The sequence below is a fragment of the Luteibacter mycovicinus genome (assembly GCF_000745235.1).
GTDB lineage: Bacteria > Pseudomonadota > Gammaproteobacteria > Xanthomonadales > Rhodanobacteraceae > Luteibacter > Luteibacter mycovicinus.
In genome coordinates, this window is sequence record NZ_JQNL01000001.1 from 2,499,713 (window position 1) to 2,518,811 (window position 19,099).

The 19,099-nt window shown below is 64.1% G+C and carries 17 protein-coding genes and 1 pseudogene; 11 read left to right on the forward strand and 7 right to left on the reverse strand.

The genetic code is table 11. The annotated features are described in order from the left end of the window. Positions 1 to 40 precede the first annotated feature (40 nt). On the reverse strand, positions 41 to 883 hold the full coding sequence (gene yghU / locus FA85_RS11025; RefSeq protein ID WP_036116731.1) for a glutathione-dependent disulfide-bond oxidoreductase: 843 nt from the start codon (positions 881 to 883) through the stop codon (positions 41 to 43). 138 nt (positions 884 to 1,021) lie between these two features. After that, positions 1,022 to 1,789 carry an AraC family transcriptional regulator gene (locus FA85_RS11030; protein WP_239739920.1) on the reverse strand — a complete coding sequence of 256 codons (768 nt, stop codon included), beginning with the start codon at positions 1,787 to 1,789 and terminating at the stop codon, positions 1,022 to 1,024. A gap of 79 nt (positions 1,790 to 1,868) precedes the next feature. Between FA85_RS11030 and FA85_RS11035 the strand changes: the two genes are divergently transcribed. Then, complete coding sequence (locus FA85_RS11035) at positions 1,869 to 3,107, forward strand: MFS transporter (RefSeq protein WP_036116729.1); 1,239 nt, start codon at positions 1,869 to 1,871, stop codon at positions 3,105 to 3,107. A 144-nt stretch (positions 3,108 to 3,251) separates the two neighbouring features. Beyond that, entirely contained in the window at positions 3,252 to 6,212 is a 2,961-nt protein-coding gene (locus tag FA85_RS11040; RefSeq protein ID WP_036116727.1) for an autotransporter outer membrane beta-barrel domain-containing protein, read from the forward strand. Positions 6,213 to 6,217: 5 nt separating this feature from the next. Here the strand turns inward: FA85_RS11040 and FA85_RS11045 are convergent, their stop codons facing one another. Together FA85_RS11045 and FA85_RS11050 are read right to left on the reverse strand one after the other, a co-directional pair. Next, positions 6,218 to 7,354, reverse strand: a complete 1,137-nt coding sequence (locus FA85_RS11045) for an FAD-dependent oxidoreductase (protein WP_036116725.1) — start codon at positions 7,352 to 7,354, stop codon at positions 6,218 to 6,220. Positions 7,355 to 7,497: 143 nt separating this feature from the next. Then, a complete protein-coding gene (locus tag FA85_RS11050) occupies positions 7,498 to 8,379 on the reverse strand; it encodes a LysR family transcriptional regulator (protein ID WP_036116723.1) in 882 nt (293 codons plus the stop codon). A 125-nt stretch (positions 8,380 to 8,504) separates the two neighbouring features. Here FA85_RS11050 and FA85_RS11055 point away from each other — a divergent pair, with 125 nt between their 5' ends. From FA85_RS11055 to FA85_RS11065, 3 genes are read left to right on the forward strand one after another with little or no spacing between them, the layout of a single operon-like run. Then, positions 8,505 to 9,137, forward strand: a complete 633-nt coding sequence (locus FA85_RS11055) for a glutathione S-transferase family protein (protein WP_036116721.1) — start codon at positions 8,505 to 8,507, stop codon at positions 9,135 to 9,137. Between the two features lie 35 nt (positions 9,138 to 9,172). Then, entirely contained in the window at positions 9,173 to 9,940 is a 768-nt protein-coding gene (locus FA85_RS11060; protein WP_036116719.1) for an enoyl-CoA hydratase/isomerase family protein, read from the forward strand. Between the two features lie 13 nt (positions 9,941 to 9,953). Then, positions 9,954 to 10,646 carry a peroxiredoxin-like family protein gene (locus FA85_RS11065; protein WP_036116717.1) on the forward strand — a complete coding sequence of 231 codons (693 nt, stop codon included), beginning with the start codon at positions 9,954 to 9,956 and terminating at the stop codon, positions 10,644 to 10,646. 69 nt (positions 10,647 to 10,715) lie between these two features. Here the strand turns inward: FA85_RS11065 and FA85_RS11070 are convergent, their stop codons facing one another. After that, positions 10,716 to 11,633 carry a LysR family transcriptional regulator gene (locus FA85_RS11070; RefSeq protein ID WP_036116715.1) on the reverse strand — a complete coding sequence of 306 codons (918 nt, stop codon included), beginning with the start codon at positions 11,631 to 11,633 and terminating at the stop codon, positions 10,716 to 10,718. Between the two features lie 97 nt (positions 11,634 to 11,730). On the opposite strand from FA85_RS11070, the pseudogene FA85_RS11075 reads away from it, so the two are divergent. After that, positions 11,731 to 12,732 (forward strand): annotated as a pseudogene (locus tag FA85_RS11075) (zinc-binding alcohol dehydrogenase family protein); the annotation flags it as partial. 190 nt (positions 12,733 to 12,922) lie between these two features. Continuing rightward, positions 12,923 to 13,897: an alpha/beta fold hydrolase gene (locus FA85_RS11080; protein WP_036116713.1), complete on the forward strand. Its 975-nt coding sequence runs from the start codon at positions 12,923 to 12,925 to the stop codon at positions 13,895 to 13,897. Here the strand turns inward: FA85_RS11080 and FA85_RS11085 are convergent. Beyond that, entirely contained in the window at positions 13,824 to 14,738 is a 915-nt protein-coding gene (locus FA85_RS11085; RefSeq protein WP_036116711.1) for a LysR substrate-binding domain-containing protein, read from the reverse strand. The two genes, FA85_RS11080 and FA85_RS11085, sit on opposite strands and share 74 nt — an antisense overlap. A gap of 267 nt (positions 14,739 to 15,005) precedes the next feature. Here FA85_RS11085 and FA85_RS11090 point away from each other — a divergent pair, with 267 nt between their 5' ends. The 3 genes from FA85_RS11090 (at position 15,006) to FA85_RS11100 (ending at position 17,320) form a co-directional block, all read left to right on the forward strand. After that, entirely contained in the window at positions 15,006 to 15,860 is an 855-nt protein-coding gene (locus FA85_RS11090) for a PA4780 family RIO1-like protein kinase (RefSeq protein WP_036116709.1), read from the forward strand. 219 nt (positions 15,861 to 16,079) lie between these two features. Further along, positions 16,080 to 16,742: a guanitoxin biosynthesis heme-dependent pre-guanitoxin N-hydroxylase GntA gene (gntA, locus tag FA85_RS11095; RefSeq protein WP_036116707.1), complete on the forward strand. Its 663-nt coding sequence runs from the start codon at positions 16,080 to 16,082 to the stop codon at positions 16,740 to 16,742. Beyond that, a complete protein-coding gene (locus FA85_RS11100; RefSeq protein WP_036116704.1) occupies positions 16,739 to 17,320 on the forward strand; it encodes a DUF1989 domain-containing protein in 582 nt (193 codons plus the stop codon). Before gntA ends, FA85_RS11100 begins: the two co-directional genes overlap by 4 nt. Positions 17,321 to 17,428: 108 nt before the next feature. Here FA85_RS11100 and FA85_RS11105 read toward each other — a convergent pair whose 3' ends face one another. Next, positions 17,429 to 18,316 carry a manganese catalase family protein gene (locus FA85_RS11105; protein ID WP_036116702.1) on the reverse strand — a complete coding sequence of 296 codons (888 nt, stop codon included), beginning with the start codon at positions 18,314 to 18,316 and terminating at the stop codon, positions 17,429 to 17,431. 248 nt (positions 18,317 to 18,564) lie between these two features. On the opposite strand from FA85_RS11105, the gene FA85_RS11110 reads away from it, so the two are divergent. After that, positions 18,565 to 19,092, forward strand: a complete 528-nt coding sequence (locus tag FA85_RS11110; RefSeq protein WP_036116700.1) for a DUF4142 domain-containing protein — start codon at positions 18,565 to 18,567, stop codon at positions 19,090 to 19,092. Positions 19,093 to 19,099 lie beyond the last annotated feature (7 nt).

Consider the following 19,099-nt stretch of genomic DNA (forward strand, 5'->3'; position numbering starts at 1 on the left):
AAGGCGTCGCCCCATCGGCCAAGGCTCCGCATCCTCATCGTCAGTCCAGATCGCTGGCCTGGTGCCGCTCGGGCACCTGGCCGGCGGGATCGCCCGTCACGCGGTTCACTTTCCGGCCGCGGATCACCGCGCGGCGCGACGCCACCTCCCTGGCCCAGCGCTGGAGATGGGTGTACTTGCCGACATCGAGGAACTCCGCGGCGCCATACAACTGCCCCAGCACGAGGCCGCCGTACCACGGCCAGATGGCGATATCCGCTATCGAGTAGTCGTCGCCCGCCACGTAGCGATGCGTCGCCAGCTGGCGATCGAGCACGTCGAGCTGGCGCTTGGTCTCCATCGCATAACGGTTGATCGGGTATTCCAGCTTTTCCGGCGCATACGCATAGAAGTGACCGAAACCGCCGCCGACGAACGGTGCCGACCCCATCTGCCAGAACAACCAGCTCATGGTTTCGGCACGGGCCGACGGTTCGGTCGGCAGCAACGCGCCGAACTTCTCGGCCAGATACACCAGGATCGCGCCGGATTCGAACACGCGCGTCGGCGTGGGCGTACTGCGGTCGACCAGTGCCGGGATCTTGGAGTTGGGATTGACCTCGACGAAGCCGGAACCGAACTGGTTGCCCTCGTTGATGCGGATCAGCCACGCATCGTATTCGGCCCCGGCATGACCCAGGGCCAGCAGCTCCTCGAGCATGATGCCGACCTTCTGCCCGTTGGGCGTAGCCAGAGAGTAGAGCTGCAACGGATGCTCACCGACCGGCAGAGGCGCTTCATGCGTGGCGCCGGCCACCGGCCGGTTGATGTTGGCGAACGCGCCGCCGCCGGTGTCCGGCACGGTCCAGACCTTGGGCGGTACGTACGGTGTAGTGTCACTCATGGATATGGTGCTCCGCTGGATTGGGGGCCACGACTGGCTACGTGGCATCAGCGTTCTATGGGTACCCATGCGGTGAAAACCCAGTGGGGCGAGCTCGCCGCCAGCGTGGAGGCGCCTGTCGCGGCCCAGGGCCGTTGCCTAACGAAGCCGTCCGGTCGGTTTGAAAAACGCACTAGGCGACAACCCGAAGTGCCTGCGGAACATGGCTGAAAACGCGCTCGGGCTGTCATAGCCCAGGCCCAGCGCCACGTCGATCACCGGCAGGCCCTGCGCCAGACGCTCCAGTCCGGCGAGCAGGCGGGATCGCTGCCGCCATTGCCCGAAGGTCATACCGAGCTCGCGGGTAAAAAGGCGCTGAATCGTTTTTACATGCAGGGCCGTATGCGTGGCCCACTGCTCGAGTGTCGCGGTGTCATCCGGGTGCGCCGAGATGTGCGCGCAGATCGCTGCGAGGCGCTCGTCCGTAGGGTGGGGCAGGTGCAGCGGAAGTACGGCCAGCGTCTGCAGTTCGTCCACGATCAGCCGCATGACACGGCCGTCCCGGGAGTCCTCGTCATAAGGGTAGGTGACCGTCTCCGCCGCCTGCATCAGCTGCCGGAGCAGCGGTCCCACTTCGACGGCGCAGGGCGTGGAGGGCAGCTCGAATCCGGCCTCGAGCTCGACCGACACGTTACGTTGCTGGACGTCGCCCACACAGCGCGAGGAGTGCGTGGTGCCCGCAGGCATCCAGATGGCGCGGGTAGGTGGAACGACCCAGCGGCCCACGGGCGAATGCACCACCAGCAGGCCGTCCTTTGCGTATAGCAACTGGTGGTAGTCGTGGCGATGCTCCGGAATCACCGTTCCCGCAGGGTAGTGCTGCCGCTGGCACTGGACCATGTCCTTTTTGCGATAGGTAGTGCCCATTTGCCGCGCGAAGGCTGGAAAAGGGCACCCTAACATCACGCCTCACGATGCGTCGATAGCACGCCATTGAGTCGATCCGATGATCCGAGACCTTCCTCCGCAGGCTGCCCGCCAAGGGCTGATCGCCTTCCTGATCGCCTTCTGTTGTTCGGGCGTGGCCATCGAGATGGCCGCGACCGCGGTGGCCTGGCAGCTTTACGCCACCACCGGCCGTGCGTCCGACCTGGGGCTGATCGGCCTTGCGCGGTTTCTTCCGTCGCTGATTTTCGTGTTGCCCGCCGGGCATATGGCCGACCGTTACGACCGGCGTCTGCTGGTGGGGACGGCACAGGCGATCGCCTGCCTTGCGTTGGCCGGGTTGTGGGCATGCTCGGCGACGGGTGCGGTCAGCCGCCTCGACGTTCTCGCGCTGGTCAATATCAGTGGCATCGCCGCCGCGATCCGCGGCCCGGCGTTTCAGAGCATGGTGCCTGGCCTGGTGCCCGCAAGCGGACTGGCCCGTGCCAGTGCGGCAAGCGCGGCGGTGGATGAGTTCGCGTCGATCGCGGGGCCCGTCTTCGGCGGGCTGCTGTACCTCGCGGGGCCGGCGACCGTCTACGCGATCGCCGCGCTGTTGACGATCGTGTCGGGGGTGCTGGTCACACGGCTTCCCTACCAGCAGGCGCTGGCGCCACGCATACCGGTCACGCGCAAGGACCTTTTCGCCGGCGTGCACTTCATCCGCGCTCGTCCCGACATCATCGGTGTCATTTCGCTGGATCTGTTCGCGGTGCTGCTCGGTGGCGCGACGGCCCTGCTGCCGGTGTTCGCGAAGGACGTCCTGCATACCGGTCCGTTAGGTCTGGGCATGTTGCGCATGGCGCCATCCATCGGAGCGGTAGCGGTGGGTCTGTGGCTGGCGCGTTATCCGCTCGACAAGCGCATCGGTCACCTCATGTTCGGCTGCGTCGCAGGGTTCGGTCTGTCCACCATCGGGTTTGCCTTGTCCACGCAACTGTGGACGTCCTTACTGGCGCTGGTGCTGCTCGGCGGCTTCGACATGGTCAGCATGGTGATTCGCAGTGCACTGGTTCAGATCGAAACCCCCGACGCGATGCGCGGCCGTGTAGGCGCGATCAATTCGATCTTCGTCAATACATCGAACCAGTTGGGCGCATTCGAGTCGGGCATGCTCGCTGCGTGGGTGGGTGCCGTGCCCGCGGTGATCGTCGGCGGCGTGGGTACCCTGCTGGTTACGGCGCTGTGGATGCACTGGTTCCCTGGGCTGCGTCGGCGGCAGACCCTGATGTCCGACACCGATGCCTCCCTGTTGGCGTAGCCGTCCGGGCAGGTTGCGATTTCGCCCAGTCCGTCACGTACCGGTTGGCAAGTTTTTGCTAACTTTGCCGAAAATGCGCAAAGTCCCCGCCGCTGTTGTCCGGCGTGAAGGTGGCTGGCGTCAGGGGCAGGGGACAGGGGCGACATGTACATCAGCAGTCGGATCGAGTGGAACCGCGAAACGCGGCGCATGGAAGTCATTACCGAATACGTACCGGGGGAGCCACCCGAGGAGCCCGAGGCGCCACGCCGCCCCGTCAATCTCGGCGCGTGCCTGGTCGTCACGGCGGCGGTCGCCACGACCGTGCCGACCAGCGCCTGGAGCGCGACGACGACGTCGATTTACCAGCAGGCTTCGGATGCCGGGCGCTCGCATATCGATGGCAGCGGCGTGCGCGTGTTTCATTACGACGGCGGTATCAACCCGCTGTCGTTCAATGGGCCGGGTGTCGTCGATTCGCAGGGCGACTACCCGGACATGTCCGCCTATAAGAACAATGTCTACAAGGTCGACGGAAATTACGTCGGGCTTTACGACAGCGCCAGCGATCCCGGCGGTATTGGCTACGGCGCGCTCGCCAGGAAGAACAATCACGGCCCGTGGATGAACTACACCCTGCTCCAGCAGGCGCCGGGTGTGACATTGCTGACAGGCTGGACCAGCAACTGGGCGCAGACCTTCGCCGTCGCCAGCGATCCCAACGGGTATCACGCAAGGGTGATGAGCGCGTCGGAACTCGTCTGGTATGGCTCGCTCCAGCCTTCGGAAATCGCCGCGCTCGACAAGGTCGTGGCCAACGACGGCCTGCTGCTGCTTGCCGCCGGCAACGACCCATCGTGGGCGAGCACGGTTCCTGTCGGCATGTCGCCGAGCTATGACATCAAATACTTCGGGCACGTCATCCCGGTCACCGGGACCAATCAGTACACGGGTGATTTCTCGACCAACCTCACCTCGTGCCACGGCGCGAAGTACTACTGCGTGGCGGCCCCTCAGGGCACCTTGCAACGCGACGCGGACGGTAACCCCATCCGCTCCGCCAACGGACGGTACCTCTACAGCAACGGTGCCGGCACGTCCTGGTCCGCCCCCAACGCGAACGGCGTCACCGCCGAAGTCGTGCAGCGCTATCCGTGGATGACGGCGCGCAACCTCACGGAAGTGATCCTCGGGACGGCCGATCCCCGGGGTACCGACAATATCGACGAGAACACCGGCTGGGGCGAGGTCAATCGTGACGCCGCCATCGGCGGCTACAAACAGTTCGCCTGGGGCCAGAGCAAGCTGGTCATTCCCGCGGGACAGGTGGCGTACTTCGACAACGATATCGGCGACGAACGCGCCGACGCGGTCACCACCGGCATCTACAACAACGATGCCGCCACGCTGGGTAACGTCAGCACGACGCTCGCGGGCGGCTTCGACAAGTCCGGCGACGGCACGCTCGTGCTCAACGGCGACAACACCTATCACGGCAGGGGCAACGTGCTGGGCGGCATGGTCGTCGTCAATGGGCGCAACGACAACGCGGCGTTCGCGGTGAGCAAGAGCGCCATCCTCCAGTCCGGCGACAACACCGCCGGCATGTCGGTCGGGTCGCTGGACAATGCGGGCACCCTCGCGCTGCGGCACGTGGGCACGACATTCGACGTCATGGGCGATTACACCGGCCACGATCTGAGCCTGCTGCTGATCAACACCTATCTGGGCGACGACACGACGACCCGGACGCCGGTGCTGCACGTCCACGGCAACACCACGGGCACGTCCATCGTCGCCATCGCGAACGCGGGCGGTCCGGGCGGACTGATCGCGGGTACGCCTTCGAGCCAGGACGGCCACCTTCTGGCGCAGGTCGACGGTACGTCCGGCGGCGAGTTCGTGCAGGAAGGCCGCGTCGTCGCGGGCGCATACGATTACTTCGTGCGGCGCGGTACCACCCATGGTGTGGCCGCCAGCAAGAACTGGTACCTGAGCAGCACGCTGACGCCGGTGCCCACGACGCCGGTCACGCCGCCTGCGACGCCCGATCCCGGCGCCGGTTCGACACCGGATGTACCGGCAGTGCCCACGCCGCCCGGCGACACGGCGACGCCGCCCCCGGTTGTCGTCACACCGGCTACGCCCCCCGTATCGCCGACGGATGCCCCGCAGCCTCCGGAGATCAACGCGATCCGCCCCGAAGGCAACGTTTACCTGGCCCAGTCCGTCGCCGCGCGATCAATGTTTCAGGAGGGTCGCTGGCTGGGCAACCGTCTGGTCGGTGCCATGCCGGAAGACTGGGATATGCGTGGCTCCGTATGGATGACAAACCAGCATAGCGACCGTCGTTACGAGGCCAGTGCCGACGGCGGCACGATCGCGGCACAGGACAATGTCGTCCAGGCGGGCGCGGGTGCGATGGTCGGTGACCATCTGGCGATCGGCGCTCGCGTCGGTTTCGGCGATACCCATACGTCGACGCGCTCGCCGCTGACCGGCTTCCACGCCACAGGTCGAACCAGGGGGACGCAGCTGGGCGTCTACGCGGATTACCGACAGAAGCCGCAGGGCCTGTCCGGCTTCTCGGCGACGGCGGAACTTTCGGGCGCACGCTACCGCAACGAAGTGCACGGACAAGGTCTGCCGTCCGAGAGCTACCGGCTCACCTCCACCGATCTCACGGTCGAGGGTGGCTATGACAGTCGCTGGCCGATGGGCGGCGACAAGGCGATCGTGTTCCGTCCGCATCTGGCCGCCGTGCAAAGTCGGCTGCAGCGCGAGCAGCACGTCGAGGCGGGCGCTACGCGCGTCCGGTTCGACAGCCGTCCGAACACGCAGTTGCTTGCGGGCCTGCAGGTGGCGGGCGACCTGCGACAGATCGGCGATACGCACTGGATGCCGTATGCGGGTTACGACCGTATCCACAACAACCACTCGCCGCGGATCGCCATGGACGATACGAGTCTGTCGACGCGCGCGATGCGCAACGTCAGCCGCTATACCGTGGGCGCGGAGGCCCGGTTCCTCAACGGATTGCATCTTCGGCTCGACGTGCGCCACGAACACTCGGGTAAGGGGCTGAACGACAACGTGGCGCAGGCGTCGCTGGCGCTCGCGTTCTGAGGCGGTCAGTGTGCGCTGAACAGCTCGACGACGCTGTGTGGTGCGTCGTCACCGAAGAAGCGCCGATGGTTGTGTGCCGTCAGCGCGGCGAAGTGCGCACTGCGAGGGAAGAGCGCTGCTTCATAGGCGGTGAGCGCGGCCTCGATGTCACCCCGATGCTCGCGTAGCGCCAGAGCCAGCTCGGCGCCGTCGAGGATGGCGAGGTTCGCGCCTTCGCCCGCGAAGGGCGACATCAGGTGGGCGGCATCGCCCAGCAAGGTCACGCCTTCGAGGCGCGCCCAGCGGTGATCGATCGGCAATGCGTGGATCGCGCGCACCACGGGAAGCGTGTCGCTATCGGTGACCAGAGCTCTCAGCGACGGCGCCCAACCTTCGAAGGCTTCCGCCACACGGCGGAGCGCTTCCTTTGGCTCGGTGAAGTCGAGAGCGTCGATCCATGTTTCCGGCCGGTTCAACGCGACATAGGTATGCAGCGTTCCGTCGGCATATCGGTGCGCGAGGATGCCCTTGCCTGGTTGAACCGCCATCAGCGTACCGTTGCCGATGGCCTTGGCGCTGACTCTGTGTGTCGTATCCCCATCGAAGAGGCGTAACTCGACGAAGGTGGTACCGACGTACGCGGGCCTGGCGGAAGACAGCAGTGGCCGGACCTTCGACCAGGCGCCATCGGCACCGACCAACAGGTCGGTGGTCATGGTCGAACCGTCCGCGAAGACGAGCTCGTGCTGGCCATCGCCAAGGCGGCTCGCCCGCGTCAGCTTGCGGCCCCACTGGATGGTGTCGTCCGGCAAGGAATCGATCAGCAGCTGGCGCAGCGCGCCACGATCGACCTCGGGCCGCGCCGTGTCGGGCGATCCCGGTTTATCGAGCAGAACCTCGCCGTTCCTGTCGACGATGCGCTTCGCATCCTCTCCCGGGAGGGCGAGCGCGAGAAACGCCTCGTAGAGACCTGCCGCCTTCAGGCCGATCTGACCGTTGTACGCGTGGATGTCGAGCAAGCCGCCCTGAGCTCTCGCCGTCGCCGAGGTTTCGGCTTCGACGATGGTCGAAGCGATGCCGTTGATGTGCAGCACGCGCGCGAGGGTGAGACCGCCGAGGCCGGCGCCGACAATGGCGATGCGTGAGGTGTGCTGGATAGTCATGGCGCGCTCCTGAGGCCGACGGATATCGGTGGGAACGCTGGCCGACCACGCGAAAGCGGGGTGACGTGTATTCGGCTGCCCCGATCGGGACGTGGCAGCCGTTTTTCGCGGTCTTCGTGGGCGAAGGATCGCACGCGCTTTCGCTAATGGCCAGCCAGTGCTCCCTGCACGAACGAAGCGAACTGCCTGGCTTTCGCGCTGGCCAGCCGGCCCGACGGATAGACGGCCCACAGATCGATGGATGGCAGTGTCCAGTCGGTCAGCACGCGTTTGACCACGCCGCTGGCGATCTCGTCGGCAAACATCCAGTCCGAGGCGATGGTCAGCCCCATGCCCGCGAGCACGGCAGCGCGGATACCTTCGGCGGCGCTGAAGCGCGCGCGACCGCTGACTTGCACCGAAACTTCGGTACCGTCACGCGTGAATGCCCATGCCCCGACGAACTGGCTGCCAGCGATGACCTGATGGTCCGCCAGGTCGGCCGGTCGCTTCGGCTCGCCCGCACGTTTGAGGTAAGCCGGTGTCGCGAGGAGCGAGCGTCCACCCGTCGCCAGCTTCTGTGCGACGGCGCCGGAGTCGTTCAGCGTACCCATGCGCAGCGACAGATCCACGCCCTCCGCCACGAGGTCAATGACGCGGTCGTCGAGAATCATGTCGACCTGCAGTTCCGGATGGTCCGCGAGGAAACGGGGCAGGTGAGGCACGACATGCAGACGGGCGAACGTCGTCGCCGCCGAAACGCGCAACCGGCCCGACAGCCCGAGGCTCGCGTCGCGCGCCGCCAGTTCCGCCTCGTCAGCCTCCTGCAGCGAGGCGGTAGCCCGTTCGTAAAAGCGAAGGCCCGCCTCGGTCGGGCTGAGGCCGTGGGTCGAGCGGTTCAACAAGCGGACGCCGAGCCGGTCTTCCAGCTGCGCCACCGTCTTGGACACAGTGGGCTGGCCGACGTGCAGCAGGCGCGCCGCGGCGGAAAACGAGCCGGTGTCGACTACCCGGACGAACGCGGTCATGGCCTGAAAGCGATCCATGGGTATTCCTCAAAGGAATGAGCATTATCGCTTCGCGCCATCTGCCGTGTCGATGGGCGCAGGGCCACCATGTGCTCATCCGGCGGCAACCGATGCCGCTCAGGACCCTCCGAGGAGCCCATCGCATGTTTCACGTCCACGCCTTCGCCACCCCCAACAGCATCAAGGTGCCTGTCGCCCTTGAGGAACTCGGGCTCGACTACGAACTGCATGGCGTCAACGTCAAACAGGGCGAGCAGCGCGCTCCCGCCTTCCTCGCCCTCAATCCGAACGGCAAGGTGCCGGTGCTGATCGACGCCAGGGCCGGAGAGACGCTGGTGCTGACCGAGTCTGCCGCCATCCTGGTTTACCTCGCCGAACGTGAGGGCAAGCTTCTCCCGGCGACGGGCGAAGCGCGAGCCCGCGTCTTCGAGCAGCTGTTCTTCCACGCATCCGGTCTCGGCCCGGCCTTCGGTCAGAGTGGTTTCTTCCAGCGCCAGGCGGCCGAGCCGCAGCCCCTCGCTATCGAGCGCTTCAGCAAAGAAGCGCAGCGCACGCTGGGCATGCTCGACAGCGTGCTCGCGCTGCGCCCCTTCGTCGCCGGTGACGACTACTCCATTGCCGACATCGCGCACTTCGGCTGGCTCTGGCGCCGCGAATTCGCCGGTGTCTCATTCGACACCACGCCACACGTAGCCCGCTGGTACGACGCCGTTGCAAGCCGACCCGCTACTCAGCGCGCCATCGCGAAGATCAACGCCCTCGTGCCTTCCGCCTGAACTCTCCCGACTCACACACCACAGGAAACGCTGACATGTCCCGCTTCGATTCGTACCGCAACCGCTACGCCAATGCTCGCCTGACCCGGTCCGACACCGGCGTCCTCGAAGTCGCATTGCACACCGATGGCGACAAACTGGTGTTCAACGGTCACACCCATGAGCAGTTCGTCGATCTCTTCCACGACATCGGTTCCGATCCGGAGAACCGCGTGGTCATTCTTACCGGCAGTGGCGATGCCTTCATGGACGCGATCAGCCCGGAGGGTTTCGACTTCTTCACCCCGCTCGGGTACGACAAGATTTTCCGTGAGGGGAAAAAGGTCCTGATGAACATCCTCGACATCGAGGTGCCGCTGATCGCCGCACTCAATGGTCCGGTGCTGTTGCACTCCGAATACGCGCTGCTCGCCGACATCGTACTGGCAACGCCCGAGACCGTTTTCCAGGACAAACCGCATTTCGATTTCGGCATCGTCCCGGGGGACGGCGTGAACCTGCTCTGGCCCGAAGTGATCGGCAGCGTGCGCGGCCGCTACTTCGTGCTCACCCGCCAGGTGCTCGACGCGAAGACCGCGAAGGAATGGGGTGCGGTGAACGAGGTGGTCCCCGCCGCCGACCTTCTGCCGCGTGCACGTGAAATCGCCGAGTCGCTGGCCGCGCTGCCGCCACTGACCGCGCGTTATACCCGCATCGCGCTGACCCAGAAACTGCGCCGCATCGTCGATGAAGGTGCGGGCTACGGTCTGGCACTGGAAGGTATCAGCGCGGCGGAAGTCGCCCGTTCGATGGCTCAGGCTTAAGGAGAACAACGCCATGTCCCTGCAAGAACGACTCGACGCCTTCAAGGCCGACTTCGAAGCCGGCAAGCCGCCGTATAGCGTCCCCTATACGGTCATTGAAACCATGCATCGCGCCACCGCCGAGCTGATCGCATCCGGCGCAGCCACCCGCGCCCTGAAGGCGGGCGACAAAGCGCCGGCCTTCACTCTTCCCGATCCCGATGGCAGGCCGGTGTCCTCGGACGACCTCCTTCGTACCGGGCCGCTGGTGATCAGCTTTTACCGGGGCGTGTGGTGCCCGTACTGCAATATGGAATTGCAGGCGCTGCAGGCCGCGCTGCCGGAGTTCGCGGCGTTGGGCGCGAAACTGGTCGCCATCTCGCCGCAGCTTCCTGCCAGCAGCCGGAAATCGTCGCGGCAGAACGAGCTGAGTTTTCCGATTCTGTCGGACGGCCATAACGATGTGGCGGATGCGTTCGGCCTGCGTTTCCAGATGCCGGACTATCTGATCGAGTTGTACCGGGGTCTCAAGAATGACCTCCCCGCGTTCAACGGCGATCCGAGCTGGACGCTGCCCATGCCGGCACGTTACGTCATCGACCGCGACGGAACGATCCTGTATGCCGAGGTCAATCCGGATTACACGCGTCGTCCGGACCCGCAGGACATGCTGCCGGCGCTGCGACAGGCGAATGCTGCGCAGCCAACATCCTCGCTCGATGTATGAGCAACTGTGCTTGAATGGGTAACGGTTAGCGGGTCGGGGGTGTCCGGCACCTCTGACTCGCGACTCCGACTAGACAGCAGGAGAAAGGCTAGCCGCCAGCTCCTCACATCGATCACGCAGAAAATCCCTCAACTGCGTGATCGCCGGGGTCAGTCGTGATCGGTGCGCACATACGAGATTGAGCGGTGACGGCTCGCAGTGGGCATGCGGGAATATCTCGCGCAGACGACCGGATGCAATGTCATTGATCAAGTCCAGTCGCGACTTATAGAGCAGGCCTTCACCCGCCACGGCCCAGCGTCTTACGGCATCCGCGTCATCGCTGACGCGGTTGCCCGTTACGGTCACCGTCTTATCGCCGCCAGGCAGGGTGAACCGCCAGCGTTCGTGGACCTGCTCGCTCCATACGAAACGCAGGCAGTTGTGCCTGCGCAGGTCGTCCACGCCCGAGGGTATGCCGTGACGTTCCAGGTAAGCGGGCGAGGCGCAGAGCGCGCGCCGATTGTTCTCGATCAGTGGCATGGCCACCAGCGACGAGTCCGATAACGGGCCGTAGCGCACGGCGGCGTCGACGGGATGCTTCACGAGGTCGGCGAGTCGGTCGCTCAGGCGCACGTGCAACGACAGGCCGGGGTGCCTGTGCTGGAAGATGTCCAGCCAGCCCAGCAGCAGATTGCGGCCCAGGTCGGATGAGACGGACAGACGCAGCGTTCCCGACAGCGCCTCCTGCGCATGCGCCAGGGCCTGCTTGCCCTGAAGCTGCGCTTCGAGCATCGCCCGGGCATGCGGGAGATAGCGTTCGCCGTCTTCAGAGAGCTGCATGCTGCGGGTCGAGCGGGTGAAGAGCCGGGCCTCGATGGCCTTTTCCAGTCGCTGCACCGCCACGCTCGCCAGACCCGGCGCGATATTGAGCTGCCGGGCGGCCTCGGAGAAGCTGCCCGCGTCCACAGTCTGAACGAATATCTGCACATCATCGAGCCGGATCATTATCGTGATTTCGCAGAAAGTGTTAACGATGTTTAGGGATTTTTCCTGAATCCACGTAAAGACACAATGTGCCCCTCGCTAACAGAAGGGTGCACCCATGAAAGCCATCGGCTTCTACAGCAATCAGGCCATCGACCATCCGCAAGCGCTCCAGGACATCGAGGTCCTCGAGCCGACGCTGCGTGACCACGACATCCTCGTCGAGGTGCGGGCCGTGTCGGTCAATCCGGTCGATACCAAGGTCCGCAAGCATGGCGACATCCCCGCGGACGGTGCGCGCATCATCGGCTGGGACGCGGCAGGCGTCGTTCGTGCGACCGGACCGTTGGCCACACGCTTCAAGCCGGGCGACCGGGTCTGGTACGCGGGTGATATCACGCGTCCGGGGAGCAATAGCGAGTTGCAGGCCGTCGACGAGCGGGTCGTCGGCCCGATGCCGACGTCATTGGACTTCGCCGAGGCGGCGTCGCTTCCGCTGACCGCGATCACCGCATGGGAATTGCTGTTCGACCGCCTGCGTATCCACGAGACCGACCCCACCGAGAATCAGGTGCTGCTGGTGACCGGAGCCGCCGGTGGTGTCGGTTCGATCCTGACCCAGCTCGCGCGTCGGCTGACCGGTGTGACGGTGATCGGTACGGCATCCCGCGCTGAAACACGCGATTGGGTTCTGCAGCATGGCGCGCATCACGTCATCGATCACAGCCAGCCGTGGGAAGACCAGCTCAAAGCGCTGGGTATCGAGAGCGTCGACTACGTCGCCGGTCTGAATGCCAGCGCCGCCTACGTCCCGCAGATTGCCGCCGTCATGCGTCCGGAAGGCAAGTTTGCGCTGATCGACGATCCCAAGGCCCTGGATATCGGACCGTTCAAGAACAAGTCCATCTCGATCCACTGGGAGCTGATGTACACCCGGCCGATCTTCACCACCCGAACCATCGCGCGACAGCATGCGTTGCTTCGCCGTGTCGCCGAGCTCGTCGATCGCGGTGATCTGGTGCACACGCTCACGCAGCGCATCGACGGTTTCGATGCCGCGGGTCTGATCAAGGCGCATGCCCTCGTCGAAGCCGGAAGCATGATCGGCAAGGTTGTCGTGGTGCGTGAACCCCTCCCATCCTTCTTATTGACGGACACAGCCATGACAGTAAAGGCACTCGCCACCAGTCGCCTGGGCCTTGAAACCGGGCTTCCATTTATCTGAAGTGTTCATCCGATACTTTCGAATTTTACCGATGAGCAATTGGGGTCATCATTGACGGTGCCCATTCACGACGCTGGTGAACCCCATGCTTTCCACGCTAGTCCTTGCCGCGGCGATGATCGCGTCGCCCCATGCGGTAAGCGAAGAAAGCACGCGCATTACCTATCATCGAGCGGTGGTCGGCGGCGTCGGCATCTTCTATCGTGAAGCCGGCTCGCCATCGAACCCGACGATTGTCCTGCTGCACGGCTTTCCTTCGTCTTCGCGGCAGTTCAGTGCGTTGATGCCGTTATTGGCCCCCCGTTATCACCTGATCGCCCCCGACTATCCGTCATTCGGGCAAAGCGATACGCCAGACCCCGCGAACTACGCATACACCTTCGATCATCTCGCGGAGACCATGGACGGTCTGCTGGAGCAGCTGGGCCTGTCTCGCTATTCGCTTTACCTCCATGACTACGGCGGGCCCGTGGGCTTCCGACTGATGACAGCCCATCCCGACCGTGTCGAGGCACTCATCGTCTCGAATGCGAATGCCTACACCGAGGGCCTCGGCAAGAAATGGGAGCGCATTGCTCAGTTCTGGGAACGTCCGGACGCGAACGAGGACGTGGTCGACGCATTCCTCTCGGAAAAGGCCACGCGGGAGCGTCACACATTGGGAACGCGTCATCCGGAGCGATACGATCCCGACGCATGGACCGACGAGTACACTCATCTCTCCTTGCCTGGTCAGCACGCGATTCAGGCGAGCCTTTTATTCGATTACCGCACCAACGTCGCGGGCTATCCTGCATGGCAGGCGTGGCTTCGGCAATACCAGCCGCCGACACTCGTGGTGTGGGGGAAAAACGATCCGTCTTTCGTCGCAGCGGGCGCGCAGGCCTTCGCACGCGACGTGCCCAAGGCCGAGATTCACCTTCTGGATGCGGGCCACTGGCCGTGGGAGGAGGCGAATGCCGAGATCGCCGGGTATGTTCTCGGATTCATGGATCGCGCGGTACCGCGGCGCCTTGCGGAAGCACCAGTCGCAGCGCCTCATCGACCGCCATCTCGGTGAGCCCTTCCGCCGCATCTTGCAGCTGCCCGTCGGCGACGTGAAGAAAGAGAGGAAGCGTCCGGGCGTGAGGCAGGTCGGCAGGTGTGGGGTCGATGACGCTGAGATGCGCAGGTACGCTCATCGTGGCGCGCAACGTGATCCCAAGGCCGGCTTCCACGGACGCCCAGACGCCCGCAAGGCTCGGCGTCGCGACGGCGATGCGCCAGGGGATGCCCGCGTCGTCGAGAAGGGACGTCGCGGTCGCGCGGATCGCGCATGGTCCATCGGCGACCACCAGCAGCACCGGCTCCGAGTGGCCGCCCCGCGCGGGCGTGCCGCTCGTCGGACCCACCCATGACAGATCCACGTCCGCGATCTGTCGCGCGTGCTTCGAGGTCGGGTGGCTGCTCCATGCGAGCGCCACGTCGAGCGTTCCATGGCTTATCCGCTCTATCAGCGATGCACTCTGTTCGATGTGCACTTCGACTTTGACGCGTGGATACGTCTTTCCGAAACGGTGGAGCACCGAAGGCAACCATCGCTCCGCGAAGTCCGCGGGTAAGCCAAGCCGGACCGAGCCCTCTAGGTCCGGCGCGCGCACCGCACGCACCGCATCATCGTTCAGCTCGACGAGCCGTTTTGCGTAGCTCAGCAAGGCATGGCCCGGCTCCGTCAGGACCAGTCCCCGGCCGGATCGCTGTACCAGCGGGAGGCCGATCTGGTCCTCCAGCTTGCGCAGCTGGGCGCTGATCGCCGATGGCGACCGGCCCAGTCGGGTTGCAGCCCGCGCGAAGCTTCCCAGCTCCATGCCGGTGACGAACGTCCGTAGCACATCGATGTCGAGATTTACCCGCGTTCGCATGATTCGCCTGATTTGCGCGATAGCCGCGCTCAACGCACCGCCAGATCAAGGTCGGAAGTATGCCGTTTTGTCGCCGATACCGCCGGGTTGTCCTGGTCGTGACCTGCCTGCTCTCTTCGCTGGCCAGCGCCGCTCCCCCAAGGGACGCCTTGAACGGCTGAATGGGCGCCGCGCCACCGCCGCGGGGTGAATTGGCGCTAAGTACAGGAAAATGTGAGAATTAGGGGTTAATGGCAGTCTCCGCCATGCCACCGACCCGTAAATAAATTGAAGATCCCCCAAGGCCTGCAGCCGTTGATCGACGACGGCATCATCGATGACGTGCTCCGGCCCCTCAAAAGTGGCAAGGAGGCGGCGGTGTACGTCGTCCGTAGTGGCGACGACGTGCGCTGCGCCAAGGTCTATAAGGACATGGCGCACCGCAGCTTTCAGCAGCGTGTCCAGTATCAGGAAGGCCGCAAGGTAAGCAGCAGCCGCGAGGCGCGCGCTATCGGCAAAGGCAGCAAGTACGGCCGCAAGCAGCAGGAAGTCGCCTGGAAGAACGCCGAGGTCGACGCGCTCTACCAGTTGCGCGAAGCAGGCGTTCGCGTCCCCGAACCGTTTGGGTATTTCCACGGCGTGCTGGTGATGGAACTGGTTACGGATGCCGATGGCCTGTCAGCGCCCCGCCTGGGCGAGGTCGATCTCAGCACCGCGGATGCCCTGGAATATCACCGGATTCTGGTCCGGCAGGTCGTGTTGATGCTGTGCTCCGGACTGATCCACGGCGATCTCTCCGCGTACAACGTTCTCATCGGGCCGGATGGCCCGGTCGTTATCGATTTTCCGCAGGTCGTCAGTGCGGCGGGCAACAATGCGGCGCGCACGATGCTCCTGCGTGACGTCAACAATCTCACGGCCTACCTTGGGCGTTCGGCGCCGGAGTTGCTGGAAACATGGTACGGCGAGGAGATGTGGGCTTTGTTCCAGGCTGGCGAGCTCCGGCCCGATACCGAGCTGACGGGCCATTTCGAGCCGGACGAAAGCGAAGTCGATCTCGACAGTATCCGGCAGTCGATCAATGACGCCCGGGAAGAGGCGCTGATCCGCCAGCAGGGACGTGAGGCGGCGGAAGAAGACTAGGTTGCTTGTTCAGCCGTGGCCGTGACGGGCGGAGAAGTGCATGCTGCCCGGGGCGCGAGGAGGCAACGCGGGCGCGGCTCAGAGCATCGGCCCATGTGAACAGCGCGTGCCCCTGATGAAAGCGTGCGACCACATTGATCGCGATGCGCTCACGACGAGCCGCCCGCCATTTCACGGGCACAGCCTGACCATGAGAACCTTACAGAAGCGGGCGCACTCATGTCGGTCTCATCAGTAACTTCAGTATTCGCAGCGCACCTTTCCAGCCAGCAGTTCCCGTGTCTTGCCGCAAAAACGGCACATGCCCGCGATCAGGTCACTCACTTCGAGGCGACCGACCTGCGCTGCGGCAAAGACGATGCGGCCATCGCCGCAGCGATCGAGGACTTTGCCACGCGTCGCAAGCCCGAGCACGTGTTTCATAGCCTGGTGGTGCATTTCCCCCGGACGCCGTCGCTCGACGAAGAAGCCTTCGAGACGCACTTGTTCGCGCGCCTTCAGGGTATTCATGAGGTCGACAGCAAGCGCTTCGCGTGGGACGAGACGGTCAGTGCCGACCCCACCTCCGAGAAGTTTTCCATGAGCGTTGGCGGCAAGAGTTTCTACGTGATCGGTCTTCACCCGGGCGCCAGTCGTGCGGCGCGACGCCTGGCGCATCCGGCCATGGTGTTCAATCTGCACGCTCAATTTGAATTCCTGCGCCAGCAGGGACGCTACGACAGGCTACGCGAAGCCATCATCGAGCGAGACGTGGAACTGAATGGCTCCGCAAACCCCATGCTCGCTGTCCATGGCGAGAGCTCCGAGGCCCTGCAATACAGCGGCCGCCACATCGAGGGGCCATGGGAGTGCCCGTTCAAGCCAGTGGGGAGCAAGCAATGACGACGGTGATCGAACCTCAGAGCGGTGTCGCCTTCGTGTTGAGGGCCGGGCAGACGCTGACCGTCATCGATCCCGAGGGTGAGCAGGTGGCGGATCTGATCGCCTTTGCCCTGGCGGATAAAGCCGAGGTCCTGTCATCGGGTCGGACGCTCGATTATGCGAGCAAGATCTACCTGTCCACCGGCGATCTTCTCTATTCCAACCGCAGCTCGGTGATGCTGGAAATCACCGAGGACGACGTGGGGCGTCACGATTTCTTGCTTGCGCCATGCTCGGCGGAGATGTTCCGGAAGCTTTACGGACACACCGAGCCTCATCGTGGCTGCTTCGGCAATCTGCGCGCGGCACTTGAGCCACACGGCATCGTCGGAGATCAGATTCCGACGGCCTTCAACGTCTTCATGAATGTTCCCGTCAACGGCGAGACAGGTACGCTTACTGTCGAGCCGCCGTTGAGTAAACCAGGTGATAAGACGCGCTTCAGAGCGCACATGGATCTCATCATCGGACTGACCGCATGTTCGGCGGGCATGTCGAACAACTTCCGGTTCAAGCCCATCCACTACGTCATCGAGTGACGGCTCACCGGCCGATATCGGACAGCTCCTCATGTAAAAAAGGTGCCCGCGATATCGCGGGCACCTTTTTTCGCGCTGTCGCTTAAAGCAAACGTGAGGAACGCGCGCTTACTTTTTCGGTTCCTGCTGAAGGACGCCCAGATCGGCACCCGTCACTGGATCCCGCGACGGATCCGACGCCCCGCGGGTGGCGAAGAGCCCGACCACTGATTCCTCGTCACTCGACAGGTCAACCGACGCCTTCCCATTGCCACCATCGACGGGAATGTTCGTGTCATCCGGCGTCATCACTTCCCACTGCTCACCGCGGTTCCAGGGACCCGCCGCGTCGCCTTCGCCCGTAGACGTGTTGACGTACAGGCTGGTAAAGCGCGGATCGCCCGGCAACTTACCCGGCGGGAAGCTCTTGTCCATGGAGTAGAGCGCCTTTTCGAACGATTTCTGATGCGCGATTTCGCGGGTCATGAGAAAAGTCAGCGCATCCTTGACGCCGACGTCTTCGGTCACGTTGATAAGGCGCTCATAGACGATCTTGGCCCTCGCTTCCGCAGCGATGTTCGATCGCAGGTCGGCGGTTGGCTCACCGATGGAGTCGACATAAGCACCCGAGAACGGCACACCGGCGGAGTTGATCAGCGCGGGACCGCCGCCGAACAACACCTGGGTGACATGGCTGTCATTGCCAGCGCCTTGCAGGGAGCGGAAAAGCTCGGCTTCCGATTCGACCGCTTCTGCCAGCCTGCCTTTCGCGCCCCGGTTGAGCATGGCGACGAGCGAACCAATCACCTCGAGATGGCTCAGTTCCTCGGTGGCGATATCGAGCAACATGTCTTTTCGGCCCATATCTTCTTCAGCCAGAGCCTGCGTGAAGTACCGCATAGCGGCGGCTAACTCACCCTGCGGTCCGCCAAACTGCTCGAGAAGCAGATTTGCAAGGGCAGGATTGGATTCCGAAACGCGAACGGTGTACTGGAGTCGCTTGTTGTGACTGAACATTGGCTTGCACCTGTGTGCTGGCTGACTGAGCACCGAGTGTCCGCCATGCCGTGTGTTCAACCGGGACGACGCGCGTGACGGCGCCATGGACATGGATGAAATACGGTAGGTAAAGGTACGGTTGCGCCGGCTCACTTTGTGTGAGTGGATATTCGCCGAGCGTCCGCGTCACAGGCCACGACCGTTCGTGCACGGGTGCTTCATGCCATAGGTGCCAAACCGTATGCACCTTCCGACGGAGTTTCATCATGAGCCAGTCCCGTTCGCGCGTCCTCATTCTTGCTGCCGCTGTTTCAATCTCATTCGGCGCGGCCGCGTTCGCCCAACCCCCTGCCGACACGGCAGCGTCGACAGCGCCGGATGCGGCCTTCGTGAAGAAGGCCAGCGCGGCAGGGCTTGCTGAAGTCACCCTCGGAAAGCTCGGGGCGGAAAAGGGCGCGTCCAGCGACGTCAAGACGTTCGGCCAGACGATGGTGGACGACCATACAAAGGCGGGCGACGAACTCAAGACCATCGCCGCGGCCAAGTCCATTCCTGTATCGACCGCGCCGATGCCCGCGGACGCAACGGCGGCCGCATCGATCGGTAAGAAGGACGGCGCGGCTTTCGACACGGCGTTCAAAACGAAAATGGTCGCGGACCACGAAAAGGTCATCAAGCTGTTCACGACGGAGTCCAGCACCGGCAAAGACCCCGAACTGAAGGCCTTCGCGACGAAGACCCTCCCGACGCTCCAGCATCACCTCGAGATGGCAAAGCAGCTGCCGTCGAAGTAAAGCTTAG